The following is a 22675-nucleotide window of genomic DNA, read 5'->3' as shown; positions in this document are numbered from 1 at the left end:
CGGTACACCCCGCTCCCCAATCGCCACCCCGGACTTGTTCCGGGGTCCACCAAGAGGCTTGGGAAGAGAATGGCGGTCGAGCACTGGACCTGCGGCACAGTGGACCCCGGACCAAGTCCGGGGTGACGGTTAAGGGGTGTGCACCGCGACGACGCTCAAACGATCCACGCCGGATCGACCAGCATCCGCTCGCCATTCCAGTCGGGCACGGCGTCGGGCGTCATTGGCACCATGAACCGCTTGCCGACTTTCCCGCCGACGGCGGCCCGCTCCACCTCGATCACGTCGCCCGCGCCGAAATCGTCGATCGCCACGACCACGCCTAACGCTTCGCCTTCGGTCGACACCACCGGCAAACCCAACAGATCGGTATGATAATATTCCCCGTCTTCAAGCGGGGGTAGCGCCGAGCGGGGGACGGTCAGTTCGGTGCCGCGCATCGCTTCGGCAGCGTTGCGATCGGTCACCTCGGCGATACGGGCGATCGTGCCGTTGCTCCCATGCCGCGTCGATTTGAGCGTCAACGTGCCGTTGTTGAAAATCTTATACGCGCCGAGATCCTCGCTAAACACCTTCAGCCGGACTTCGCCCGCCACGCCATGCGCGCCGATCACGACTGCTAGCGTGACCGGCGCTTCTGCCCGGTCAGCCAGCGGGCGATCCATCTTGCTCGGCGGAGACATCGTCGGATCCTTCGGCGGGATCGGTGGCGGAAACGCCTTGATTGGGGGCGTCGCCATCATCTTTGGGGTCGCCATCATTGGGGTGGGGATCGACGATGGGCATCACGCACTCCTGCACTGTTGATGGTGCTGGAACGCGTGATGCCCATGATAGTGCCGGTTAGGCCTGGGTCGTCGTCGGCTCGGCTTCAGCAGCCTCGGCAACGGCTTCGCCTTCAGCAGACGGCGTTTCGGTCGCTGCTTCGACTTCCGCTGCCATCACGGCTTCGGTCTCGGCCTGAGCTTCCGGCTCAGGGGCCGGCTGGGCAGCGGCTTCGGCAGCGGCGGCAGCAGCCGCCTCGGCCTTGGTCGCCCGCTCGTCGGCGCGCTCGACGGCCTTCTCGCCGGGCTTGCCCTTGTTGGGGTTGTTGCGGGCTTCGCGCTCGCGCACGCCGGCCACGTCGAGGAAGCGCGCGACACGATCGGTCGGCTGTGCGCCGACGCTCAACCAATGCTTGGCGCGATCGGCGTCAAGCACGATGCGCTTCTCGTCATCCTTGGCGAGCAGCGGGTTGTAGGTGCCGATCTTCTCGATGAACTTGCCGTCGCGCGGCGCGCGGGCATCGGCCACGACGATCTTGTAATAGGGACGCTTCTTCGAACCGCCACGGGTAAGGCGAATGCTGACTGCCATTGTATTTTCCTTCGTTTTCTATTCGTCACCCCAGCGCAGGCTGGGGTCTTTTGGTTGTTAGTGGAGCGCCCTTGCCGCTTGATATCCCAGCCTTCGCTAGGATGACGGTTTGGGCAGGTTATTTCTTCAGAAGCTTGTCGAAGCCCGGGGGCAGCTTGGCCTGCCCGCCGCCGAGACCGGGAAGCCCGCCCCCGCCGGCGCCGCCGAGCATGTCGCCCAGCCCGCCCAAGCCGCCCAGGCCACCGGCGCCGCCCATGCCGCCCCCGCCCAGGCCACCCTTGCCGAACATCGCGCCCAGGCCCTTCAACCCGCCCATCTTGCGGATCTTCTTCATCGCCGATGCCATTTCCATGTGCATCTTGAGCAATTTGTTGACGTCCTGCACGGTCGTGCCCGAGCCCTTGGCGATGCGGATCTTGCGCTTGGCGTTGATCAGCTCGGGCTTGACCCGTTCCTTCTTGGTCATCGAGGTGATCATCGCGTCCATGCGCAGCAGGATCTTCTCGTCGACATTGCCCGCGGCCATCGCCTGCTGGGCCTTTTTCATGCCCGGAATCATGCCCGCCAGCGCGCCCAGGCCACCCATGCGGCGCATCTGGCCCAGCTGCGCGCGCAGGTCGTCCATGTCGAACTGACCCTTGGCCATCTTGGCGGCCATCGCCTCGGCTTCGCCCTGCTGCACGGCTTCCGCCGCACGCTCGACCAGGCCGACCACGTCGCCCATGCCGAGGATGCGCCCGGCGACACGCCCCGGATGAAACGCCTCGAGCGCTTCAAGCTTTTCACCCACACCGGCGAACTTGATCGGCTTGCCCGTCACGGCGCGCATCGACAGCGCCGCGCCACCGCGCGCATCGCCGTCCATGCGGGTCAATACAACGCCAGTCAGCGGCACCTGTTCGGAGAAATTCTGCGCGACATTGACCGCGTCCTGGCCGGTCAGCGCATCGACGACGAGCAGGATTTCGGCGGGCTGCGCGACATCGGCGACGGCGCGCATCTCGTCCATCAGCGCCTGATCGACGTGCAGACGGCCCGCCGTATCGAGCATCAGGACGTCATAGCCCTGCAGCTTGGCAGCCTGCAGCGCGCGGCGCGCGATATCCACCGGCTGTTGGCCGGCGACGATCGGCAGCGTCTGCACCTCGGCCTGCGTGCCGAGCACGGCGAGCTGTTCCTGCGCGTTCGGGCGATTGACGTCGAGCGACGCCATCAGCACCTTCTTGCGCTCGCGCCCACCACGCCCGCCACTCAGGCGCAGCGCGATCTTCGCCGTCGTCGTGGTCTTGCCCGAGCCCTGCAGGCCGACCATCATGATCACCGCCGGCGGGGTGACGCCCAGTTCCAGTTCGGCCGCATCGGCATTCTCGCCGCCGAGCATCTCGACCAGCGCGTCGTTGACGATCTTGACGACCTGTTGCCCCGGCGTGACCGAGCGCAACACGTTCTGCCCGATTGCCTGTTCGGTCACCTTGTCGACGAAATCGCGCGCCACCGGCAGCGCGACGTCGGCCTCGAGCAGCGCCACGCGCACCTCGCGCATCGCCGCGCGCACGTCCGCCTCGGTCAGCGCACCGCGGCCACGCAACCGATCGAACACACCGCCAAGGCGATCACTCAGGCTATCGAACAATCCAATACCTTTCCTTGCGACCACCGCATCTCGGGCTAAACGCAAAACACGCCGGCGGACGAAACCTCGTCGGCCGGCGTAGCCCTTGGGCTGCCTTTGCGCTTCGTACGGGACGAGCGGTCGGCTGGGCTGTTAGCGGATGTCGGCGCGCAGTGCAACTGGCCTGCCTCATTCCCCCTGACCAGGAAAGGTGTCGCGGCGACTTCCCTTAACCCGATCTACACCGCCGCCTGCCATCCCGCTGGTTCAACCCGACCAAGGCTCCAAAACGCATGGCGCTCGACAGCGACGACCTCCCGCCCCCCATCGCCGCGCGCCGCGACTTGTTCACCGGCGCGATCACCGTAGCGGCGATCCTGCTGTTCGTCGGCACCGGGAGCGCTGCGCTATCCGCGGCATTGCGCAGCTATGTCAGCGGGGGTGCCGGCCCGGAACACTCGCTGGTCATCGCGCTGCTGCTCAATGTCGCGCTGATCCTGTTCGGCTGGCGTCGCCACCGCGATCTGGCGGCGGAAGTCGATGTCCGCACCGCCGCGGAAGAGCGCGCCCAATTGCTCGCCTCGAAGGATCCGCTGACCGGCTTCCTCAACCGCCGCTGCCTCGCCGAGGAAGGCGCGGCAATGTTCGTGCGCGCCCAGAAGCGCGGCAAGGCAATGGCCATGATCATGCTCGATCTGGATCATTTCAAGACCATCAACGACATGCATGGCCACGCCACGGGCGACGCGCTGCTGCAATTGGTCGCCGAGGAGATCGCCGCGGCGATGCCGGCAATCGCGCTGACCGCCCGGTTCGGCGGCGACGAATTTGCCTGTGGGTTCCTGTTCGAGCCGGATCATCCCGACACGGTCGAGCGAATCGCCGAACGGCTGATCAGCCGCTTTGCCCAGCCGCTGCATGTCGGCGGGCTACAGCTGCACGTGTCGGCCTCGATCGGCGTGGCCCGCTCCGATTTCGACTGTGCCAGCATCGACGCGCTGATGCGGGCGGCGGATATCGCGATGTACGCCGCCAAGAATTCCGGCCGCAATCGCTACGCCTGGTTCGACCGGTCGATGGAGCGCGATCTGCAGGCGCGCAATGCGCTGGAAAGCGGCTTGCGCGCGGCGATCCCCAACCAGGAAATCGTGCCCTATTTTGAGCAACAGATCGATCTCGGCACCGGGCGGCTGATCGGCTTCGAGGTGCTGGCGCGCTGGGAGCATCCCAAGCAGGGCCTGATCGCACCCGACAAGTTCATCCATATAGCCGAGGAAATCGGCCTGATCGGCGATCTTTCGCTGGCCATCATGCGCCAGGCCTTCCTCGCCGCGCGCGACTGGAATGCCGGCCTGTCGCTGTCGGTGAATATCTCACCCTGGCAGCTCAAGGATGCGTGGCTGGCGCAGAAGATTATCAAGGTGCTGACCGAGACCGGTTTTCCCGCCAGCCGGCTGGAGATCGAGATCACCGAAAGCGCGCTGTTCGACAATCTTGCATTGGCACAATCGATCGTCGGCAGCCTGAAGAATCAGGGCATTGCGATCGCGCTCGACGATTTCGGCACCGGCTATTCCAGCCTCGCGCATCTGCGCGCGCTCCCGTTCGACCGCATCAAGATCGACAAGAGCTTCATCATGTCGATCAACGACAATGTCGAGAGTGCGGCGATCGTCGGCGCGATCACCGGGCTCGGCGACAGTCTCAATCTGCCGATCACCGCCGAGGGGGTCGAAAGCGTCGCCATCGAAACACGGCTCAAGGAACTGGGCTGCGCGCGGGGCCAGGGCTATCTGTACGGGCAACCGCTCAGCGCGAGCAACGTGCGGCGCCTATTGGCGGAAAAGCGGTTGTTGCACGTGGTGGAAGCGCCGGATCTGGGTAAGCGCCGCGCGGGGTGAGCCATTCTTCCCTCCCGCAAGGGAGGGAGCGAATTACCAATCCCCGCCGCCTTCCGCGAGAAACGCCGCCTCTTCCGCCGTCGACACCCGCCCCAGCGCCGCATTCCGCCCCGGAAAGCGCCCGAACCGTGCGATCACCGCGGCATGATCGCGCGCGAACTTGAGATTATCCGGCTCACCCAATGCCTCGAATGCCGCAACGCTCTCCGCCTGCGCCTGGCTGTCCTCGGCATGCATCAACGGCATATACAGAAAGGCGCGCTGCGCGACTGGCAGCTGCATATCCCAGCCCTGCCCAATGGCCTCCCGCGTCAGTTCCAACGCGAGCTTATCGCCGGCAAACGCCTCCGCGCTGCCGCGAAACAGGTTGCGCGAGAATTGGTCCACGGCGACCACCGCGGCCAGCAACGTCTCCGCATCGGTCCGCCAGCCTGCGGCCTGCCCCAGCACGACATCGTCGCGAATCCGCGCGAACCGGTCCGTGATCGCGGCATCCAGCGCGTGATCGCGGACGAACCATTTCTCCGGCGGTACTTCTTCGAACCAGAAGGCGAGCACTTCCTGGGCGTCGTCGTGGACTTCGTGGGGGTTCGCAACTAGATCACCGCTCATGTCCACCTCTCCGGCTGTCATCCGCGCCGATCCCGACATCATCAGTCTCGGCTGCCGCCTGAACATAGCGGAAAGCGAAACGATCCGCGCGCTCGTCGCAGGGCGCGATATGGTCGTGGTCAACAGCTGCGCCGTGACCAACAATGCGGTGCGCGAAACGCGCGACCGGATCCGCAGGGCGCGGCGCGATCGGCCAGGCGCGGAAATCGTGGTGACGGGCTGCGCGGCGCAGATCGATCCTGCGGGCTTTGCGGCCATGCCGGAGGTCGACCGAGTGATCGGCAATGCCGAGAAACTGTCGTCGCAAGCGTGGGACGCTTACGCTGAGGTCATCGTCGGCGACATCATGGCGGTGCGCGACACTGCGCCGCATCTCGCCGCCGCTTTCTCCGCCCATGCCCGCGCATTCGTCGAGGTACAGAATGGCTGCGATCATCGCTGCACCTTCTGCGTCATCCCCTATGGCCGCGGCAACAGCCGCTCGGTGCCTGCGGGCGCAGTGGTCGAACGGATCGCCGGCTTGGTCGCGGCGGGGCACCGCGAGGTCGTGCTGACCGGTGTCGACCTAACCAGCTATGGCCCCGATCTGCCCGGCGCGCCGACATTGGGCATGCTGGTCGAGCGCATCCTGCAATTCGTGCCCGCGCTCGACCGCCTGCGGCTGTCGTCGCTCGACGGCATCGAAATCAACGACCGGCTGTTCGCGCTGCTGACGCAAGAGACGCGGATCATGCCGCACGTCCACCTCTCGCTACAGGCCGGCGACGACATGATCCTCAAGCGCATGAAACGCCGCCATTCGCGCGCGCAATCGGTCGCGTTGGTCGAGCGCCTCAAGACCGCCCGACCGGACATCGCCATCGGCGCCGATCTGATTGCCGGTTTCCCCACCGAGGACGAGGCGATGTTCGCCAACACGCTGGCGCTGATCGACGATTGCGACGTGGTCCACGCGCATATCTTTCCATATTCGCCACGCGACGGCACGCCGGCGGCACGGATGCCGCAGGTCGCGCCGCCCCTGCGCAAGGCGCGTGCCGCGCGGCTGCGCGACGCCGGCGTGAAACGCCGCATGGCGTGGCTCAACGGCATGATCGGCACCACGCAATCCGTGCTCGTCGAACGCCCCGGCGACCGCGGCCACACCCCAAACTTCGCCGAAATCCGCTGCGAGACGTTACACGTCGGCAGCATCCAGGAAGTGACTATCACCGGCATGACCGACACGCATCTTATCGCCACCCCCTCCCCCACCCGTCATCCCAGCGAAAGCTGGGATCTCACGAGGGCTGGCGCCGCGCCCAACCCACGAGACCCCAGCGTTCGCTGGGGTGACGAAAAGGCCGCGTTCGCATGAGCACCGCCTGGCACGACAAGCTGCTCGGCGGCTTCAAACGCACCTCCGATCGCCTGATCGGCAATCTCGCCGGGCTGGGCGCGGCGCGGCTCGATGACGCCACGCTCGACGATATCGAAGAGGCGCTGATCGCGTCCGATCTCGGCCCGCAGACCGCCGCGCGGATCCGTGCGCGGCTCGCCGAGGGCAGTTTCGAACGCAACATGGAAGAGCTCGGCATCCGCCTGATCGTCGCGGAGGAGATCGAAAAGGTGCTGGCCAAGGTCGCCAAGCCGCTCGAAATCGAAGCGTTCCCGCGCCCGCAGGTGATCCTGGTGATCGGCGTCAACGGCTCCGGCAAGACAACCACCATCGCCAAGCTCGCGCATTTGCTGATGGAGCAGGATTATGCCGTGATGCTGGCCGCCGGCGACACGTTCCGCGCCGCCGCGATCGGCCAGCTCGCCACCTGGGCGGCGCGGGTCGGCGTGCCGATAATCTCGGGCAAGGAAGGCGGCGATGCGGCAGGCATCGTCTACGAGGCGGTCAAGCAGGCCACCGCGATCGGCACCGACGTGCTGATCGTCGACACTGCCGGCCGCCTGCAGAACAAGCGCGAGCTAATGGACGAGCTGACCAAGATCCGCCGCGTGCTCGGCCGGCTCAACCCCGCCGCGCCGCACGACGTGGTGCTGGTGCTCGACGCCACTACCGGACAGAATGCGCTCAGCCAGATCGAAGTGTTCAGCAAGGATGCCGGCGTCACCGGGCTGGTCATGACCAAGCTCGATGGCACCGCCCGCGGCGGCGTGCTGGTCGCGGCAGCCGAGAAATACGGCCTGCCAATCCATGCCATCGGCGTCGGCGAGCAGATGGGCGATCTGCGCCCGTTCGATCCCAACGAGGTTGCGCGTATCATCGCCGGCGTGGAAGGGGCGATCAAATGACTCCTTTTTCACTTTTTCTTCAGCGCTTCCCCGCCGCAGGTCGGGGCCCAGTCGCGGCGGTCGCTGTAACTGAGCACGGCGCTCTTTACCGACTGCTTGCCGACTGGGCCCCGGCCTGCGCCGGGGAAGCGGCTATGGTGAAAGCGGCAATTGTGGAATCGACCGGCATTCATCATGACTGACACCACCACCCGCCCGCCAATCTCCACCGGCCTGCGCCTGGCGATCGATATCGGCCCACTCGCCGTGTTCTTCCTCGTCAACATGTTCGCGCCCGGCATCGCGCTGACCAAATTGCTCGCTGCCACGGTCGCCTTCATGATCGCCAGCGCTGCGGCGATGATCGTGTCCAAAGTGAAGGCCGGACACATCTCGCCGATGCTGTGGATTTCCGGCACGCTGGTGCTCGTGTTCGGCGGCCTCACGCTCTATTTTCACGACGGCACCTTCATCAAGATGAAGCCGACTTTCGTCTACACGATGTTCGCCGCGATTCTCGCCTTCGGGCTGGCCACCAACAAGCCGCTGCTGCAGATGCTGCTCGACACCGCCTATCCCGGCGTCAACGCTGCCGGCTGGCGCAAGTTGACGCGCAATTGGGCGATCTTTTTCGTGCTGATGGCGCTGCTCAACGAATATGTTTGGCGCACCTATGCCCCGCTGCCCGATTCCGACACCAAGATCTGGGCCGGGTTCAAATTGTGGGGCGCGGTGCCGCTGACGCTGATCTTCGCCTTCGCCAACGTGCCGATGCTGCTGAAACATGGGCTGAAGGTCGGCGATGAACCACCGGTCCCGCCGGAAGGCTGAGAAGATGTTGTCGTGACCAAGCCACGCCCGACGATCAGCCTGATCATTCCCGCTTATAACGAGGAAGCATATCTGCCCGCGTGCCTCGACGCGGTACTGCAGCACGTTGCCGGCAAGGCGATGGAAATCATCGTCGTCGACAATAACAGCACCGACGGCACACGGCAGGTGATCGAACGCTATGCGGGCGTGAAATACGTGTTCGAGCCGCACAAGGGCATCACGCGCGCGCGCCAGTGCGGTTTCGCCAATGCCAGCGGCGATATCGTTGCCTATATCGATGCCGACACGCGGCCACCGGCGGGCTGGATCGAGCAGATCTGGCGCGAGTTCGCTGCCGACGACCGCCTAGTGTGCCTGTCCGGGCCGTACAGTTTCTACGATCTGGGGGGTATCAGGGACAAGATCTCGGCCGGCTGGTTCGTCGTCGCCCGCCCGCTATACCGTATTACCGGCTATATGTTGGTCGGCGGGAATTTCGCGATCTATCGCCATGTGCTCGAGCAGATGGGCGGCTTCGACGCCTCGATCGAATTTTACGGCGAGGACGCGGATATTGCGCGGCGTGCGAGCAAGGAGGGAAAAGTGCTATTTTCGCCGAGCTTCGTGATGCCCACGTCGGGCCGACGGCTTGAGAAACAGGGCCTGCTCAAGATGGCGGGCCTGTATCTGGTCAATTACCTGTCGATCGCGCTGCGCGGTAAGCCGGCGCATAGCAATTATCAGGACGTCCGGTAGCCGTCCTCCCCGGCACGGGGAGGGGGACCGTTCGCGTTCTTCACGCGAATGGTGGAGGGGGTGGGCCGGCAACGCCACGGTTGCGTCGGCGGCCCACCCCCTCCGTCGCGCTATGCGCGCCACCTCCCCGTCCCGGGGAGGATCGAGTTACGCTATAGCCGCCTCATACAGCTTGCCCGCCGCGTCCCAGTTCACGACGTTCCACCAGGCCTTCAGATAGCCCGGCCGGTCGTTCATATAGGTCAGGTAATAAGCGTGTTCCCACACGTCGTTACCCAGGATCGGCGTGCCCTTGTCCTTGGCATCGTCCATCAGTGGATTGTCCTGGTTGGGCGTCGAGACGACCTTCAGCGCGCCGCTTTCGTCGGCGATCACCCATGCCCAGCCCGAACCGAACTGGCCCGCGCCCTTGGTGTTGAAATCTTCCTTCAGCTTGTCGAACCCGCCATAGGTTTCGATCGCCTCAGCCAGCTTGCCCGATGGCGTGGTCGAACCCTCGGGGCCCATGATCTTCCAGAAGAAATCATGGTTCCAGAAACCGCCGCCATTATTGCGCACCAAAGGCGGCAGCGTCGAGATCATGCCGAGGATTTCCTCGATCGTCTTGCCTTCAAGCTTGGGATCGGCGGCGACGCCTTCGTTGAGCTTGGCGGTGTACGCCGCGTGATGCTTGTCGTGATGGAAGGTCATCGTCTCCTTGGAGATCGTCGGCTCCAGCGCGTCATAGGCGTAAGGCAGCGGGGGAAGTTCGAAAGCCATTGGGTTTTCTCCGTTTTAGGATCGTTTGGGCAACGCCTGCCCGTCGAAATGGGTCCGGTGAACTCGTTACGCAACCGATTCCGAAGCGCCTGCCGAAATTAGCCCGTGACGCTTCAGCGCATGACGTAACTGATCGTAGCTCAGCCCCAGCGCTTCCGCCGTGGAGCGCTGGTTGAAGCGGTTCTCGGCCAGCGCTTTCTCCAGCAATTCGCATTCGAACCGGGCGATGCGCGTCTTGAAATCACCGGTGTCCGTCGCGGCGACCGGCGCCGCCATTATGTCGGCAGCCGCCGCTGCTGAGGCAGTCGGCGCGGGCGCCGCCACGCTTGCCGGCTGATACGGCGAATGGAACGGATCGAACTCGATATGCTCGATCGGCCCGACATGCTCCCAGCGATACACGGCGCGTTCGACCACGTTGCGCAGCTCGCGCACATTGCCGGGCCATTGATAATCGACCAGCGCATCGATCGCCTGCGGCCCGAACCCGTCCCAGGCGTCGCGCCCCAGCTCGGCCGCCATGCGCCGGCCGAAATGATCCGCCAGCACCATCACGTCGCCCGGCCGCGCGCGTAAGGGGGGCAGCGTCACCACTTCGAACGACAGCCGATCGAGGAGATCGGCGCGAAACTGATGCCGCTCGACCTTGGCCGGCAGATGTTCGTTGGTCGCCGCGACTATGCGCACGTCCACCCGCAACGGCCGCGACGATCCGATGCGCGTGATCTCGCCATATTCCACCGCGCGCAACAGCCGCTCCTGCGCGCCCATCGAGAGCGTGCCGAGCTCGTCGAGAAACAGCGTCCCGCCATGCGCTTCCTCGAACCGCCCGACCCGCGCCTTGGTCGCGCCGGTGAACGCGCCCGCTTCATGGCCGAACAATTCGGCCTCGATCAGCGTCTCCGGCAGCGCTGCGCAATTCATCACCACCAGCGGCTGATCCCAGCGCGGGCTCAGGCGATGCAGGCGCTCGGCGACCAGTTCCTTGCCCGTGCCCCGCTCGCCGATCACCAGCACCGGGCGGTCCAACGCCGCCGCGCGACTGGCGCGCTCGAGCACGTCGAGAAAGGCGTTGGACTGGCCGATGACCTGCGTGGTGCGTTCCATTACCAAAGCTTGGCGTAAAATCCCAAGCGTTCGCAAGCGCAAATTTCACCGCGCCGCTGGAGCCCGCGCAAACGCACGCATTTCCGCCATTTTTAAAACTGGCACGCTCCCTGCAAAGCTGTTGGCAATCGTCACGATGACGAGCCGCAATACATCAAACAGGGAGTTTCCATCATGTTCGCCAACACCGATCTCCGCCGCAACGTCGCCGCCATGTTCTTCGCCGTCTTGTTCAGCGCCATCACCGTGACGGCAGCGGTCGGCCCGGCCAACGTTTCGGCGACCAGCATCGCCGCCGTCGCTTAACGGCACGGCGTGCGCCCGGGGCGGGCGACACCCCTAGAGCCCGCCCCGGCAGATTTTCCCGCGTTTCCCTGAAGGAGTTTTTCAATGGGTATTTTCTCCCGCACCCGCGACATCGTCGCCGCCAACTTCACCGATCTGCTCGACAAGGCGGAGGACCCGTCGAAGATGATCCGCATGATCATCCTCGAAATGGAGGAAACCCTGGTCGAAGTGCGCGCGTCCGCCGCCCGCACCATCGCCGATCAGAAGGAAATGCGCCGGCACATCGCCAAGCTCGACAAGCTGCAGGAAAGCTGGACCGAAAAGGCCGAGCTGGCGCTGTCGAAGGACCGCGAAGACCTGGCCAAGGCAGCCCTGGTCGAGAAGCAGAGGGCCGCCGACATGGGCAGCCAGCTGATCTCCGAGATCACCGTGCTCGACGAGTCGCTGCGTGCCGCCGAGGAAGATATCGCCAAGCTGCAAAAGAAGCTGAGCGAAGCCCGCACCCGGCAGAACCAGATCGTCACCCGGCTGGAAACCGCGCAGAACCGTTTCAAGCTGCGCGAAATGTATGCCGGCCAGAAGACCGAAGACGCCTTTTCGCGCTTCGACATTCTCGATCGCCGCGTCGATCTGGCCGAGGGCCGCGCCGACGCCGCCGGGCTCGGCGGTCTGCCCAAGACGCTCGACGAGGAAATCGCCGAGCTCAAATCGGCCGAAAAGGTCGATGCCGAGCTCGCCGCGATGAAGGCGCGCATCGGCTCGAACACGAACCAGGACGGTTGACATGGAAGACGTGTTTGTCCCGCTGATCGCGATCACCTCGCTGTTCATCGGCATGCCCTGGATCATCCTCCACTACATCACCAAGTGGAAGCAGGCGCCGAAGATCACGCAGGAAGACGAAGGGCTGCTCGACGAGCTCTACTCGCTCGCCCGCCGGCTCGAAGATCGCCTGAACACGGTGGAGCGCATCGTCGCCGCCGACAACCCCGACTGGCAGCCGCGGATCAAATCCGAGCAGTCAGACGACTATCTCCCACGGAGGAACTGAAATGTCCGCCAGCCGCACCAAATTCTATCTCGACAAGCAGAACCGCAAATATCTCGGCGTCTGCTCGGGGATCGCCGATTATACCGGCGTCGACGTCACCTGGGTCCGGGTCGGCACCGTGGTGCTGACGCTGGCCGGGGGCTTCCCCTGGACGCTGATCGCCTATTGGCTGGTCGCCTGGATGGCCGACAACAAGCCTGCCGGCCTGTACGAGAGCCGCGAAGAGCAGAAATTCTGGCAGGGCGTGCGCTCCAACCCGAAGCGCTCGACCGCGGAAATCCGCTCCAGCTTCCGCGACATCGATCGCCGGCTCGCCGACATCGAGATGCACTATACCAGCCGCAACAGCCGGCTGGCCAACGAGATCGACAGCCTGCGCTGAGGCGCAGGCTCGTCAACCGGGAGAATTACAATGAGTTGGGGTGGACCAGGTTTCGTGATCGCGATCATCGCGCTGTCCTATGGCGGGTGGATCATCAACAGCTGGATCCGTGCCAAGCACGGTTACCCACTGGAAGACGAATGGTCCGGAAAGAGCCACCGCAGCGATGTGGATGCCGATGCCAACCGCAAGATCGGCCTGCTCTCCAGCGAGAATGAGCGGCTGACCGGGCAGATCTCCCGGCTCGAAGCGCGCATCGCGGTGCTCGAACGGATCGCCACCGACCCTGCCGAGCGCACCGCCCGCGAGATTGACGCGCTGCGCGACCGCTAAGGAGAGAGATGATGGAAAAAGTTCAATTCTTTGCCACCTTCGCCCCCGTTTTGGCCATTGTCGGCGTTGCCGCGATGGCGGGATGGGTCATCACCACCTGGATGCGGGTGCGCAACGGCTACCCGCTGGATGGTGCCTGGGGGCAGGCAATGTATCCCAAGAGCAGCGACGAGAGCATCGAGCGGATCAAGCTGCTGACGCAGGAAAACGCCCAGCTTCGCGCCGAGATGGGCTCGATCAAGGACCGCCTCGCGGTGGTCGAACGGATCGTCACCGATGGATCGCATCTGCTGGACCGCGAGATCGAGCAACTGCGCCGCCCGGCGAACTGACATTCAATCGGCAGCGCGGCACCGCGCGCCATCCAGGGAAGGAAGTTACATGGACAATCCATTCGCCATGGTCGTCGCGATCATCCTGATCGTCACCATCGGCCGCGTTTTCACCGCACGCTATCGCCACGAAAAGGGCGGTGACGCGGGCGAGACCTTCAGCCCCGCAACCGCCGCCTCGGATGCCGAGAACGAGCGGCTGCGCGACGAGCTGAAATCGATGAAGGAGCGCCTTGCCGTGCTCGAACGCCTCGCCACCGACAATAACGACAGCGGCGCCCGCCTCGATCGCGAGATCGAACGCCTACGCGACCGCAGCTAAGCAGGAGCAGGGATCATGACCGACCCCAATCTGTATCTCACCATGGCCAGCACCGTGCTCGCCGGCCTGGCCATGCTGACCTTCGCTGCACTCACCGGCTGGCGCGGCTGGCTTCAGCTCAAGGCGCAGGAACTGCACGTCGCCGGCGACCTGCACGCCGACCGCACCGTGGCGCAGGGCATGCCCAATGCCAGCGCTAGGATCGAGATCGCCGACCTCAAGGAGCGCATCCGCAAACTCGAAGCGATCGCCGCTGGCGTGGATTTGTAAGCAGCCGATCGCTACTGTTCCCCGGCGAAGGCCGGGGTCCAGTCGCGCCGACCATTGTATCGAGGCGCGGCGCCAGTTGCTTTCGTGCCGCTGCTGGGCCCTGGCCTTCGCCGGGGAACCCGTTACCGAAACAACGGGGCTTTGAGGATCGCGTGCAACGCTCTAACGCTGCCGCCATGCCCAGCCTCCCCGACCTGCAAGACGAATACAGCTTCCTCGACGCCGACGATCGCTACCGTCTGCTGATCGAACTCGGTCGCGAGCTGGAGCCGATGCCCGAAGCACTCAAGACCGACGCCACCCTGGTGCGTGGATGCTCAGCCTCGGTCTGGGTCTATCCCATGGCCCGCGACGACGGCACGCTGCACTTCCTCGCCGATAGCAACGCCGCCATTACCAAGGGCATTATCGCCCTGGTCCTGCTGACGGTGCAGGATCAGCCGGCGTCGGCGATCCTCGGCACCGACATTGCCGGCGCGCTCGCGCCGTTCGATCTCAAGAACCAGCTCAGCTCGAACCGCACCCAGGGCATCCCCAACATGATCGCGCTGATCCGCGACACCGCCGGCCGCTACGCCGGCTGAGCCTATTTCTTGGGCTTCCGATACGGCACGAACTGATCCAGCGATACGAAGCCGCGCTGGAAGTGCGAGTAGCGATCGATCAAATTGACCGTGTCGATCGAGCACAGGCGACCGCTGAACGTCCTGGTCAGCAGGACATCATTGCTGTTGAGCGAGTCGGCGCCGCCGCGCGGGCGGTTGACGTACAACGTGTTGCCCGAGCGATAGACGATCGCCGTATCGTCGATGATCTCGCTCGACTGGATATCGCGCAGATTGAGGCAATTGATGGGCTGTCCGGCGATGCGCCCGTCAAGCATCTTGGCGAGCTTGGCTTCCGGCGTGAGTCGCGTCCGCGCCTCGGCGACTCCGGCACTCATCAATAGCGCGGCACCGGCAATGAGATGGATAGACCGCATGGGAATTCTCCTTGGAGCGCACACCATAGCCCAGTCATCGTGAACCGGCGCTGACCGGCCAAGGTCCGATGCTTAATCGAGCGGCGTGACGAGCGCGGCCGCCACCTCGTCGATCGGCGTCCCGCGATCGACCAGCTTCCAAATGCCCGGCTGTGCCCCGTCCACCACGGTCACGGCATTCTTGGGGCAAATGCCGAGACACTTGACCTCGACCACCCCCAACTGGCTCTTGCGCCCTTTGCCCAGAGCCAGGAACTTGCGCAGCGCCTTGGCCAGCGGCGTCCGGCCGTCGGGCCCGAACCCGCCATCCAATTTCTTCGAACATTTGCGACAGACCAGCAGCGTGCCCGTCCATCCCGCGCGAACGGTCCTCAAACGGTCGGCTTCCACTCGCGCTGTTCCTCGGCCATGCGCAGCACCTCATAGGCTGTCTGCACCGCCTGGAAGCGCTTGGCCGCCTCGGCATCGCCGGGGCGCAGATCGGGATGGCTGTCCTTGGCGAGCTTGCGCCAAGCCAGTTTCACCGCGGCCATATCCACATCCGGATCCAGCCCCAGCACCTCAAGCGCGCGCATTTCGTCGCGCGATCGGCTGCCATCGCCCGGCCCGGCCCAGCTGTTATGCTTGGATTCGGTATAGCCTTCGGCGGTCTGCGTCTCGGCCCGCTCGCGCTCGGCCGCTTCTTCCGCCGTCAGGCCTTCGAAATAATTCCACCCGCGATTATATTCGCCGGCATGCTCCTGGCAGAAATACCAACGTTCCGGGCTGTTGGGCGATTTGGGCGCCGGGCAATCGCCCTTTTCCTGGCAGCCATGTCGGTCGCACAACCGTACCGTCGCCGCAGCCGAACCCGCCTCGCCATAGCCGCGCCACCGCGGGAAGCCCCAATCTGCCGAACGTGATGATGTACGCGCCATGCGGTCGGACATAGGCTTCGCTGCTGAGAGCGCAAGCACGCCGACCCGTTCAGGGCATGCTGAACTTCACCCGCTGCACGTTGCCGCCGCAGCCCAGGCCGCCATCCGGCCGATAGCTTTTCTCGTAGCGCGCGGTCTTGACCACGCCCATCCCGGCGTCGCTGAACACAAACGGCGGATAGGCGACGACCACGCGCTGGTTGATCACCTTGCCGTCCGCCGAGACGTCGAATTGCGCCGTCGTGAACCCCTCGAAGCCCCATTGTGCGGCCTCCATCGGAAACTGGTTGGCGCCCGCATTCACGCCCAGAAAGCGTGGCGCGGAATCGACCAGCGCACATTGCCGCGCCGACAGGCCGGACTGCGCAAAGGCGGCGGCCGCCGCCGGCGCGTTGCCGGCATCCTGTTCGAGCGAAGCCAGCCGCACCAACGCACCGACGCGCAACGGGTGGTTGGCCGGCAGTGCAGTGTCGGCCCCTACGGCGGTCAACAATTGTCGCGCGCGCTGTTCGTTCTGCCGCCCGGCATCGGCGATCATCAGCCGCAATGCCGAGCGTGCGCTCGGGTCTTGGGCGTACGGCGCAGACGCCAGCCCGGCGGTCAGCACGCGCACCTGGCTGTCCTGTTTCCAGCCTTCCGCCAGCGCAGTCGGCCAGATCATGATGTCGATCGCCAGCCGCGCCGCCGGTGGCGCGCCGTGCGCCACGGCAATGGCCAGTTCGCGCCGGGCAAGCGCGTTGGTTTCCTCGCGCCCGACCACTGCATTGTGGATCAGCTGGTGCAGGATCGGCACGAGCGCCAGCGCCTCCCTGCCCTGCGCCGCCTCCACCGCCACGAGATGCGCGCGCAGCTGCGGCAGGACGGCCGCATCCGATCCGCTGGCCATTGGCGGCATGGCGACCTTCTTGTCGGCCAGCCAATTGCCCAGTTCGCCGTCCAGATAGGTGCCGACGGAGGGCCGCTCGAACGCCGTCGAACAGCGCAGCTCGACCCGCACCCGGTTGCGGAAGAATACCGGCATGCGCGTGACCTGTTCGGGCGTCCATGACCAGCCGCGCGCCGCCCGGGCGAATTCCAGCGCCACCCCGCCGCCACCCGCGGCATAGACCGGCGCGCTGGTGCGCACCACGCCGTCATCGTCGATCGAAAATTCCACCACCGCCACATCGCCCGGCTTGAGGCCGGCCTCGCCGCCGCATTCGGGCACCTTCATCTGCGGCCCCGGATCGAAACTGCCCTTGGACAGCCGCCCCGCCCCGGTCATCGCCATATAGCGCCGCGCATCCTCCTTCTTCCCGGCCAGCAGCGCGGCGATGGCGTAATTGGAGCGCACCGGCACGTCGTCGATCTGCGTGCGGGTGGTGAGACCGCCGAGCAGCTTGACCGCCTCGCCGCTCGCCGCGCGCGACGCCTCGAACGCATTCTGGTTGAGCAGCAATTGGCCGCGCAGGCGCTTGACCATCGCGCGTACGGCCTCATCCGCTTTATTGCTCGCGACCAGCGCCTCGGCGCGGGTCAGCGCGCCGTCGGCGCGCGCCGGATCGATAAAGGTGGTCGCCTGGATCAGGCCGCGCAGGGCAATCAATTGCTCGATCGGCACGTCGGTGAGCTGTTCGGCGCTGCCATAGGCTTCCGCCGCGCTGGCATAATCCAGCGACCCCTCGGCCACGCGGCCGAGCGTCACGAACGCGGTGAAGCGATCGCCGCGCAGGCTGGCGTCGCTTGCCGGCAAACCGGCCAGACCAAGCCGCGCCGCCGCCACCGCTTCATCCTTACGGTCCAAAGCGAGCAGGGTCTGGCCCTTGCGCACTTGGACCAGCGCCCGGCTGCGCGGGTTCTTCGTCGTGCGCGCCTCCAGCGCCTGCCAGCGCGCCAGCGCGGCGGCAAAGTCACCCTTGTCGTGCAGCGCGGTCGCCGCTTCGAAGTCCTGCTGCACGGTGCTGCCCGCCTGCTGGGCCGCCTGCTGCGCCGCCGCCGGCGCGGCGCCAGCGAGCATCACCGCCATCATTATCGCATGCGTCGCCATGGCGAATCCCTCCCGTTTCCGGGAGCTTATCACGGCAAGGAAGAAGCGCCAGAGGGTCTGTAAGCCGGGTTCTGTCCCCCCGTTTGACCGGGATGGGCGACCATTCCTCTAGGCCCGCATTTGCATGCGGGCTCAAGCAACCAACCCGGGCGACGAGCAGCAACGATGCTCATATGCCGCCCCTATTCGGTTTTGCTCCCGGTGGGGTTTGCCGTGCCGCCCTTGTTACCAAGCGCGCGGTGCGCTCTTGCCGCACCCTTTCACCGTGGCGTCGCCGAAGCGGTCGCCGTCTGCTCTCTGTGGCACTTTCCCTGGGGTCACCCCCGCCGGGCGTTACCCGGCACCGTCGTTACATGGAGCCCGGACTTTCCTCGCGCATCCCGAAAGACACCCGCGGTCGCCCGACCCTCTGGCGAAACTGCGCTGTAGCGAGGCTTCGCTGCGACTGCCATCGAATTGTCGATCTCTCGACCGAGCGCTTTCCCCGGCGAAGGGCGGGAGCCAGTCACCAAACACCCGCGGTCAGACGTTGCGCTTCGCTACATCGACCATCGCGACTGGACCCCGGCCTTCGCCGGGGAACGCGCCATAGGACGTGGCGATAAGCTCAATCATCCCCCTGCGGCTTGGGCAGCAGCAGTGCGAGCAGGATGCAGCGGCATTCCATGTCGATCTCGCCATCGACCAGCTCGGGCCGGAACCGGCGCTGGAACGCCACCACGGCGGCGAGCTTGTCCGACACGTCATAGCCGAAGCGCTCCAGCGCGAGCAGGAAGCCGCCATCGGTCCAGCGCGGGTCCATCAAATTCTTGGTCGGTCGCGGCAGCGCCAGGCGCAGCTTGGCAAGCTTCGCCCAGGGAAACAATTCGCCCGGATCCTGCTTGCGCTGGGGCGCGATATCCGAATGGCCGACCACGTCGCCGCGGCCGATGCCGTGCCGCTCCTTGATTGCCGCCACCAACGGCAGCAACGCATCGATCTGCTGGTCGGGGAACGGGCGATACCCGAATTCATGGCCCGGATTGACGATCTCGATCCCCACGCTGGCGCTGTTGACGTCGGTGATCCCGCGCCAGCGCGAGCGCCCGGCATGCCAGGCGCGCTTGGCCTCGTCGACCATGTGCAGCACCGTGCCGTCCTCGGCGATGAGGTAATGCGCCGATACCTTGGCCGCAGGATCGGTCAGCCGTTTGATCGCCGATTCCGCATCCTGCATGCCGGTATAATGCAACACAATGATCGACACGGGCAGCGCGCGCTCGTCGAAATTGGGGGATGGCGTATCGATCATGGTCATTGCGTATCCCCAACAGCAGATCCGGCGCGCGCGGTGCGGATCGTGACGATCGCCACCCCGAGCATCGCCACAGCCCCTCCGGTTAGCATAAGCGCGGTCAGCGGCGCGGCGAAATAATAGGCCGCGGCGAAGACCGAGATGATCGGCGCGGCCAGCGTCAGCGGGGTGACCATGCTGATCGGGTGGCGTTGCAGCAGATACGACATCGCCCCCTGCCCGATCACGGTCGATCCGATCGCCGAGAACGCCACCCAGCCGAACGCACTGAGCGGCAGCTGCGGCAGCCCAGCCAGCGCCACCGGCTCGACCGCCCAGGCCAGCAGGCCCATCACGATCGTGCCCCAGAGGCCGACCCAGGCGTAGATGGTCAGCACCGGCACGCCGATCAGCTTGCGCTGGACCAGCGAGCAGATCGCCCAGATCAGGCTGGAAAGCGCGGTCAAGGCCAGCCCCGCCCCCTCACGCGCCGCCGCCGGATCGAACACCAGCAGCACGACGCCGGCGAACGACAACGCGATCCCCGCCATGCGCGGCAGGTGGATTCGCTCGCGATAGACGATGATCGCCAGGATCATCGAGAAGGGCACGCCCAATTGCCCGGCAATGGCCAGCGCGCCGACATTGTCCGACACCGACAGCGCCAGGTTGATCGCGATATAGAAAGCCCCGCCGGACAGGATGCCCAGCGCGGTCAGCGCGACCATCCGCCCCGGCACGATCCTGAGCCAGGTCGCGCAGACCAGCAACACGATCGCCTGGCGCAGGAAACCGGCGGTGAGCGGCGACATCTGCGTCACCGCCATCTTCACCGCGATGATGTTCAGCCCCCACATCAGGTTCATCACCGCGGCGATGGCGAAGTCACGCATCGAAAAGCCTTGGCGCGGGGAGGATGCGGTGCTCACCACCTGTCGATACGGGCGGCAGGGCGTGGATGTAAACCGACACGTGCCGGATCGCCCGCCCGCGGCGATTATTCCCCGATCGGCTCGTACAGCCCGCGATGCTCCTGCGACGGGCGGAAGGCCTCGGTCTGTCCGATCACCGTTTCGCCGGCGCCAAGCACGAGCAGCCCGCCCGGACGCAGCACGGTGGCGAGCCGGTCGAGCACCTGCCGCCTGAGCGTGGGCGACAGATACATCAATACGTTACGACACAGGATGATATCGAACCGCCCGATCGGCAGCGCATCGTCGACCAGGTTCATGCGCCGGAACGAGATGCGCCGGATCAATTCGGGCTTGGCCACCCAATCCGGCCCGATCGTGTCGAACCAGCGGATCATGCGCCGCACCGGCAGGCCGCGCTGGATCTCGAATTGCGTAAACACGCCGCTTTTGGCGCGCGCGATCGCCGCGTCGGAAACGTCGGTGGCGATGATCTCGGGCACCCGCCCGCCGTCGCGTTCCGCCTGTTCGGTGACCATCATCGCCAGCGACAGGGGCTCCTGCCCGACCGAGCAGCCGGCCGACCACAAGCGGATATTGCGGCTCGGATTGGCCTCCCGCCTGGCCTGGATTTCCGCGCCGACCATGTCCAGCACCGCCGCGTCGCGGAAGAACGAACTTTCTTGGTTGAGCAGCGCATCGACCACCTGATCGGCGACGCGCGGATCGACGCCGGTCAGGATTTCACCGGCCAATTGGTCCATCGTGTCCAGTCCTCGTTCGCGCAACACCGGCTTCAGCGCGGTCTCGATCCGCCATTCTCGATTGGCGGCGATCAATTGCCCGGTGCGCTGCTCGAGCAAGGCGGCAAAGACCTGCACGGCGCCGGCCGAGTGCCGCACCGGCATGGCCACCGGACGATGCGGTCGGGCGGCGGTCATGCCGGCCGCCGCCGCAGCGCGATCAGCCGGCCGATCTCGTCGGGCGGCAGGATCGCGTTGGCGCCGCCGCTGCGCGCGATCGCGCCCGGCATGCCCCACACCACCGAACTGGCGCGGTCCTGCACCACCACGCAGCCACCGGCCTCGGCGATGCGCTTGGCGCCGATGCTGCCGTCGCGTCCCATGCCGCTGAGCACGATGGCCAGCGCGCGTGCGCCGAACACCTCGGCCACGCTGTCGAACATCGGATCGACCGAGGGCATGCAGCCGCTTTGCGACGCCTGGTGCGTCAGCCGCACCGCAGCGGTGCCGTCGCCCAGGCTGACGACGCGCAGATGGCCATCGCCGGGCGCGATGATCACGCGGCCGGGGCGGATGCGCAGGCGATCGGTCGCCACGTCGCACGGGCGCCGGGCCAGCACCGCCACTTGCGCGGCGAAATACGGCATGAACGAATCGGGCAGATGCTGCGTGATCAGGATCGGCAGCGAAAAACTCGGCGGGATTTCGCGCAGCACCTGGCTCAGCGCATGGATTCCACCGGTCGAGGCGCCGATCGCGACGATGTCGAAACCCGTTGCAGTGGTGCGGGCCGAAATCGGCGGCGGCGCTGGCGCGGCGGCGCTATCGGCTTCGAGCAGACGCGCCAGTTTCTCGATCAGCACATCGGCAAAGCGGCCGGCAAAGGCCCCGTTACCCGGCTTGACCAACGTATCGACCGCACCCAGCGCCAGCGCCTGGATCGCCGCCACGCCGCCCTTGTCGCACGACGACGAGACGACCAGAATCTTGGCCCCGCGCCCCGCTGCGATCAGATCGGGCAAGCCGGTCAGACCACTGATTCCAGGCATCTCAATATCGAGCAGGATGACATCGACCCGGTTCGCTTTCAGGAACGCCAGCGCGGCTTTGACGTCCGCGACCGCGCCGGCAATCGCCATGCCCGGCTTGGCCGCGACCATGCGGCTGATCACCGCGCGGGCAACAGCGGAATCGTCGACGATCAGGATCGTGGCGCCGCGCCCGACGGGCGCGCGGCCCTGGGCGGGCTGAGCAGTCATCGCTGGCGGTCAGGCCATGCCGACGATCTGAAGCTTGCTCTCCAGCGTCTCGCGGTCGAACGGCTTCATGACATATTCGTCGGCCCCCGCCTCGATCGCCGCGCGGATATGCGCCATGCCGTTCTCGGTCGTACAAAACACCACTTTGGGCCGGCTGGTCACCGCGCTGGTGCGCAGCGCCCGCAGAAAGTCCATCCCCGACATCACCGGCATGTTCCAGTCGAGCAGGATCACGTCAGGCGCAGAATCAAGACATTGGTCGAGTGCTTCCTTGCCGTCGCCGGCTTCGGATACCTTGTAATTAAGGGTCTCCAGGATGTGCCGCGCCACCTTTCGAATCACTTTGGAATCGTCGACTACCAGGCACGTTTTCATGATATTTCCCGTTAGGTGCAGTACGGACACATT

Annotated in this window: 30 protein-coding genes and 1 other RNA gene; 14 read left to right on the top strand and 17 right to left on the bottom strand. The window is 65.5% G+C overall.

Translation table 11 applies throughout. The features are described from left to right. Positions 1-155: 155 nt before the first annotated feature. From rimM to ffh, 4 genes are all read right to left on the bottom strand, one after another. Positions 156-683, bottom strand: coding sequence for a ribosome maturation factor RimM (rimM, locus tag U1739_RS00815; RefSeq protein ID WP_332703028.1), 528 nt, complete (start codon positions 681-683; stop codon positions 156-158). After that, positions 646-786 carry a hypothetical protein gene (locus U1739_RS00810; RefSeq protein ID WP_332703026.1) on the bottom strand — a complete coding sequence of 47 codons (141 nt, stop codon included), beginning with the start codon at positions 784-786 and terminating at the stop codon, positions 646-648. Before U1739_RS00810 ends, rimM begins: the two co-directional genes overlap by 38 nt. A gap of 57 nt (positions 787-843) precedes the next feature. Next, entirely contained in the window at positions 844-1356 is a 513-nt protein-coding gene (rpsP, locus tag U1739_RS00805) for a 30S ribosomal protein S16 (RefSeq protein ID WP_332703024.1), read from the bottom strand. Between the two features lie 118 nt (positions 1357-1474). Then, on the bottom strand, positions 1475-2989 hold the full coding sequence (ffh, locus tag U1739_RS00800; RefSeq protein ID WP_332703022.1) for a signal recognition particle protein: 1515 nt from the start codon (positions 2987-2989) through the stop codon (positions 1475-1477). A 272-nt stretch (positions 2990-3261) separates the two neighbouring features. Here ffh and U1739_RS00795 point away from each other — a divergent pair, with 272 nt between their 5' ends. Next, positions 3262-4869 (top strand): putative bifunctional diguanylate cyclase/phosphodiesterase, encoded by a 1608-nt coding sequence (locus U1739_RS00795; protein WP_332703020.1) that lies wholly within the window; start codon positions 3262-3264, stop codon positions 4867-4869. A gap of 33 nt (positions 4870-4902) precedes the next feature. Here U1739_RS00795 and U1739_RS00790 read toward each other — a convergent pair whose 3' ends face one another. After that, positions 4903-5481 carry a DUF924 family protein gene (locus U1739_RS00790; protein ID WP_332703018.1) on the bottom strand — a complete coding sequence of 193 codons (579 nt, stop codon included), beginning with the start codon at positions 5479-5481 and terminating at the stop codon, positions 4903-4905. Between U1739_RS00790 and mtaB the strand changes: the two genes are divergently transcribed. The 4 genes from mtaB to U1739_RS00770 all read left to right on the top strand — a co-directional run bounded on the left by mtaB (position 5480) and on the right by U1739_RS00770 (position 9312). Further along, positions 5480-6838, top strand: a complete 1359-nt coding sequence (gene mtaB / locus U1739_RS00785) for a tRNA (N(6)-L-threonylcarbamoyladenosine(37)-C(2))-methylthiotransferase MtaB (RefSeq protein ID WP_332703015.1) — start codon at positions 5480-5482, stop codon at positions 6836-6838. The two genes, U1739_RS00790 and mtaB, sit on opposite strands and share 2 nt — an antisense overlap. Continuing rightward, positions 6835-7764, top strand: coding sequence for a signal recognition particle-docking protein FtsY (gene ftsY / locus U1739_RS00780; RefSeq protein ID WP_332703013.1), 930 nt, complete (start codon positions 6835-6837; stop codon positions 7762-7764). Before mtaB ends, ftsY begins: the two co-directional genes overlap by 4 nt. Positions 7765-7938: 174 nt before the next feature. Beyond that, positions 7939-8574, top strand: coding sequence for an inner membrane-spanning protein YciB (locus U1739_RS00775; RefSeq protein ID WP_332703011.1), 636 nt, complete (start codon positions 7939-7941; stop codon positions 8572-8574). Between the two features lie 12 nt (positions 8575-8586). Then, positions 8587-9312 (top strand): glycosyltransferase family 2 protein, encoded by a 726-nt coding sequence (locus U1739_RS00770; RefSeq protein WP_332703009.1) that lies wholly within the window; start codon positions 8587-8589, stop codon positions 9310-9312. A gap of 147 nt (positions 9313-9459) precedes the next feature. On the opposite strand, the gene U1739_RS00765 is transcribed toward U1739_RS00770, so the two are convergent. Together U1739_RS00765 and pspF are read right to left on the bottom strand one after the other, a co-directional pair. Then, positions 9460-10071 carry a superoxide dismutase gene (locus U1739_RS00765; protein WP_332703006.1) on the bottom strand — a complete coding sequence of 204 codons (612 nt, stop codon included), beginning with the start codon at positions 10069-10071 and terminating at the stop codon, positions 9460-9462. A gap of 66 nt (positions 10072-10137) precedes the next feature. Further along, positions 10138-11178, bottom strand: coding sequence for a phage shock protein operon transcriptional activator (pspF, locus tag U1739_RS00760; RefSeq protein ID WP_332703004.1), 1041 nt, complete (start codon positions 11176-11178; stop codon positions 10138-10140). 174 nt (positions 11179-11352) lie between these two features. Here pspF and U1739_RS00755 point away from each other — a divergent pair, with 174 nt between their 5' ends. From U1739_RS00755 to U1739_RS00715, 9 genes are all read left to right on the top strand, one after another. Beyond that, on the top strand, positions 11353-11484 hold the full coding sequence (locus U1739_RS00755; protein ID WP_332703002.1) for a hypothetical protein: 132 nt from the start codon (positions 11353-11355) through the stop codon (positions 11482-11484). Between the two features lie 84 nt (positions 11485-11568). Then, positions 11569-12249 carry a phage shock protein PspA gene (gene pspA, locus U1739_RS00750; RefSeq protein WP_332703000.1) on the top strand — a complete coding sequence of 227 codons (681 nt, stop codon included), beginning with the start codon at positions 11569-11571 and terminating at the stop codon, positions 12247-12249. Position 12250: 1 nt separating this feature from the next. Continuing rightward, entirely contained in the window at positions 12251-12517 is a 267-nt protein-coding gene (gene pspB / locus U1739_RS00745) for an envelope stress response membrane protein PspB (RefSeq protein ID WP_332702998.1), read from the top strand. Position 12518: 1 nt separating this feature from the next. After that, entirely contained in the window at positions 12519-12899 is a 381-nt protein-coding gene (pspC, locus tag U1739_RS00740; RefSeq protein WP_332702996.1) for an envelope stress response membrane protein PspC, read from the top strand. Positions 12900-12929: 30 nt separating this feature from the next. After that, the gene (locus U1739_RS00735; RefSeq protein ID WP_332702994.1) at positions 12930-13232 is read left to right on the top strand and encodes a hypothetical protein; all 303 of its coding nucleotides are present in this window, start codon (positions 12930-12932) and stop codon (positions 13230-13232) included. A gap of 11 nt (positions 13233-13243) precedes the next feature. Further along, positions 13244-13564: a hypothetical protein gene (locus U1739_RS00730; protein ID WP_332702992.1), complete on the top strand. Its 321-nt coding sequence runs from the start codon at positions 13244-13246 to the stop codon at positions 13562-13564. Between the two features lie 49 nt (positions 13565-13613). Beyond that, positions 13614-13886, top strand: coding sequence for a hypothetical protein (locus tag U1739_RS00725; RefSeq protein ID WP_332702990.1), 273 nt, complete (start codon positions 13614-13616; stop codon positions 13884-13886). Between the two features lie 15 nt (positions 13887-13901). Continuing rightward, a complete protein-coding gene (locus tag U1739_RS00720; RefSeq protein ID WP_332702988.1) occupies positions 13902-14156 on the top strand; it encodes a hypothetical protein in 255 nt (84 codons plus the stop codon). Positions 14157-14332: 176 nt separating this feature from the next. Beyond that, entirely contained in the window at positions 14333-14740 is a 408-nt protein-coding gene (locus U1739_RS00715) for a SufE family protein (RefSeq protein ID WP_332704808.1), read from the top strand. A gap of 2 nt (positions 14741-14742) precedes the next feature. Here U1739_RS00715 and U1739_RS00710 read toward each other — a convergent pair whose 3' ends face one another. The 10 genes from U1739_RS00710 to U1739_RS00665 all read right to left on the bottom strand — a co-directional run bounded on the left by U1739_RS00710 (position 14743) and on the right by U1739_RS00665 (position 22642). Next, the gene (locus tag U1739_RS00710; RefSeq protein ID WP_332702986.1) at positions 14743-15138 is read right to left on the bottom strand and encodes a hypothetical protein; all 396 of its coding nucleotides are present in this window, start codon (positions 15136-15138) and stop codon (positions 14743-14745) included. A gap of 72 nt (positions 15139-15210) precedes the next feature. Continuing rightward, on the bottom strand, positions 15211-15513 hold the full coding sequence (locus U1739_RS00705; RefSeq protein WP_332702984.1) for a hypothetical protein: 303 nt from the start codon (positions 15511-15513) through the stop codon (positions 15211-15213). Then, positions 15510-16055 carry a J domain-containing protein gene (locus U1739_RS00700; protein WP_332704806.1) on the bottom strand — a complete coding sequence of 182 codons (546 nt, stop codon included), beginning with the start codon at positions 16053-16055 and terminating at the stop codon, positions 15510-15512. Before U1739_RS00700 ends, U1739_RS00705 begins: the two co-directional genes overlap by 4 nt. 49 nt (positions 16056-16104) lie before the next feature. Then, complete coding sequence (locus U1739_RS00695; RefSeq protein WP_332702982.1) at positions 16105-18081, bottom strand: hypothetical protein; 1977 nt, start codon at positions 18079-18081, stop codon at positions 16105-16107. 44 nt (positions 18082-18125) lie between these two features. Beyond that, positions 18126-18494: RNase P RNA component class A (gene rnpB / locus U1739_RS00690), an RNA gene on the bottom strand. A 194-nt stretch (positions 18495-18688) separates the two neighbouring features. Beyond that, the gene (locus U1739_RS00685; RefSeq protein WP_332702980.1) at positions 18689-19378 is read right to left on the bottom strand and encodes an N-acetylmuramoyl-L-alanine amidase; all 690 of its coding nucleotides are present in this window, start codon (positions 19376-19378) and stop codon (positions 18689-18691) included. Further along, positions 19375-20247 (bottom strand): DMT family transporter, encoded by an 873-nt coding sequence (locus U1739_RS00680; RefSeq protein ID WP_332702978.1) that lies wholly within the window; start codon positions 20245-20247, stop codon positions 19375-19377. The genes U1739_RS00685 and U1739_RS00680 overlap by 4 nt, the downstream gene beginning before the upstream one ends. A gap of 104 nt (positions 20248-20351) precedes the next feature. Beyond that, positions 20352-21206 carry a CheR family methyltransferase gene (locus U1739_RS00675; RefSeq protein WP_332702976.1) on the bottom strand — a complete coding sequence of 285 codons (855 nt, stop codon included), beginning with the start codon at positions 21204-21206 and terminating at the stop codon, positions 20352-20354. After that, complete coding sequence (locus U1739_RS00670; RefSeq protein WP_332702974.1) at positions 21203-22267, bottom strand: chemotaxis protein CheB; 1065 nt, start codon at positions 22265-22267, stop codon at positions 21203-21205. The genes U1739_RS00675 and U1739_RS00670 overlap by 4 nt, the downstream gene beginning before the upstream one ends. Before the next feature lie 9 nt (positions 22268-22276). Beyond that, positions 22277-22642: a response regulator gene (locus U1739_RS00665; RefSeq protein ID WP_332702972.1), complete on the bottom strand. Its 366-nt coding sequence runs from the start codon at positions 22640-22642 to the stop codon at positions 22277-22279. Between the last annotated feature and the right edge of the window lie 33 nt (positions 22643-22675).

Source organism: Parasphingomonas puruogangriensis (assembly GCF_036663635.1).
Taxonomy (GTDB): Bacteria; Pseudomonadota; Alphaproteobacteria; order Sphingomonadales; family Sphingomonadaceae; genus Sphingomonas.
This window is presented reverse-complemented; position numbering and strand designations above follow the sequence as displayed.

Excerpts from the sequence above, each read along its gene's own strand:
- rimM (WP_332703028.1), bottom strand. The coding sequence starts at position 683 with ATGTCTCCGCCGAGCAAGATGGATCGCCCGCTGGCTGACCGGGCAGAA.
- U1739_RS00810 (WP_332703026.1), bottom strand. The coding sequence starts at position 786 with ATGCCCATCGTCGATCCCCACCCCAATGATGGCGACCCCAAAGATGAT.
- rpsP (WP_332703024.1), bottom strand. The coding sequence starts at position 1,356 with ATGGCAGTCAGCATTCGCCTTACCCGTGGCGGTTCGAAGAAGCGTCCC.
- U1739_RS00795 (WP_332703020.1), top strand. The coding sequence starts at position 3,262 with ATGGCGCTCGACAGCGACGACCTCCCGCCCCCCATCGCCGCGCGCCGC.
- mtaB (WP_332703015.1), top strand. The coding sequence starts at position 5,480 with ATGTCCACCTCTCCGGCTGTCATCCGCGCCGATCCCGACATCATCAGT.
- U1739_RS00790 (WP_332703018.1), bottom strand. The coding sequence starts at position 5,481 with ATGAGCGGTGATCTAGTTGCGAACCCCCACGAAGTCCACGACGACGCC.
- ftsY (WP_332703013.1), top strand. The coding sequence starts at position 6,835 with ATGAGCACCGCCTGGCACGACAAGCTGCTCGGCGGCTTCAAACGCACC.
- U1739_RS00775 (WP_332703011.1), top strand. The coding sequence starts at position 7,939 with ATGACTGACACCACCACCCGCCCGCCAATCTCCACCGGCCTGCGCCTG.
- U1739_RS00765 (WP_332703006.1), bottom strand. The coding sequence starts at position 10,071 with ATGGCTTTCGAACTTCCCCCGCTGCCTTACGCCTATGACGCGCTGGAG.
- pspF (WP_332703004.1), bottom strand. The coding sequence starts at position 11,178 with ATGGAACGCACCACGCAGGTCATCGGCCAGTCCAACGCCTTTCTCGAC.
- U1739_RS00755 (WP_332703002.1), top strand. The coding sequence starts at position 11,353 with ATGTTCGCCAACACCGATCTCCGCCGCAACGTCGCCGCCATGTTCTTC.
- pspA (WP_332703000.1), top strand. The coding sequence starts at position 11,569 with ATGGGTATTTTCTCCCGCACCCGCGACATCGTCGCCGCCAACTTCACC.
- pspB (WP_332702998.1), top strand. The coding sequence starts at position 12,251 with ATGGAAGACGTGTTTGTCCCGCTGATCGCGATCACCTCGCTGTTCATC.
- pspC (WP_332702996.1), top strand. The coding sequence starts at position 12,519 with ATGTCCGCCAGCCGCACCAAATTCTATCTCGACAAGCAGAACCGCAAA.
- U1739_RS00735 (WP_332702994.1), top strand. The coding sequence starts at position 12,930 with ATGAGTTGGGGTGGACCAGGTTTCGTGATCGCGATCATCGCGCTGTCC.
- U1739_RS00730 (WP_332702992.1), top strand. The coding sequence starts at position 13,244 with ATGGAAAAAGTTCAATTCTTTGCCACCTTCGCCCCCGTTTTGGCCATT.
- U1739_RS00725 (WP_332702990.1), top strand. The coding sequence starts at position 13,614 with ATGGACAATCCATTCGCCATGGTCGTCGCGATCATCCTGATCGTCACC.
- U1739_RS00720 (WP_332702988.1), top strand. The coding sequence starts at position 13,902 with ATGACCGACCCCAATCTGTATCTCACCATGGCCAGCACCGTGCTCGCC.
- U1739_RS00715 (WP_332704808.1), top strand. The coding sequence starts at position 14,333 with ATGCCCAGCCTCCCCGACCTGCAAGACGAATACAGCTTCCTCGACGCC.
- U1739_RS00710 (WP_332702986.1), bottom strand. The coding sequence starts at position 15,138 with ATGCGGTCTATCCATCTCATTGCCGGTGCCGCGCTATTGATGAGTGCC.
- U1739_RS00700 (WP_332704806.1), bottom strand. The coding sequence starts at position 16,055 with ATGGCGCGTACATCATCACGTTCGGCAGATTGGGGCTTCCCGCGGTGG.
- U1739_RS00695 (WP_332702982.1), bottom strand. The coding sequence starts at position 18,081 with ATGGCGACGCATGCGATAATGATGGCGGTGATGCTCGCTGGCGCCGCG.
- U1739_RS00685 (WP_332702980.1), bottom strand. The coding sequence starts at position 19,378 with ATGACCATGATCGATACGCCATCCCCCAATTTCGACGAGCGCGCGCTG.
- U1739_RS00680 (WP_332702978.1), bottom strand. The coding sequence starts at position 20,247 with ATGCGTGACTTCGCCATCGCCGCGGTGATGAACCTGATGTGGGGGCTG.
- U1739_RS00675 (WP_332702976.1), bottom strand. The coding sequence starts at position 21,206 with ATGACCGCCGCCCGACCGCATCGTCCGGTGGCCATGCCGGTGCGGCAC.
- U1739_RS00670 (WP_332702974.1), bottom strand. The coding sequence starts at position 22,267 with ATGACTGCTCAGCCCGCCCAGGGCCGCGCGCCCGTCGGGCGCGGCGCC.
- U1739_RS00665 (WP_332702972.1), bottom strand. The coding sequence starts at position 22,642 with ATGAAAACGTGCCTGGTAGTCGACGATTCCAAAGTGATTCGAAAGGTG.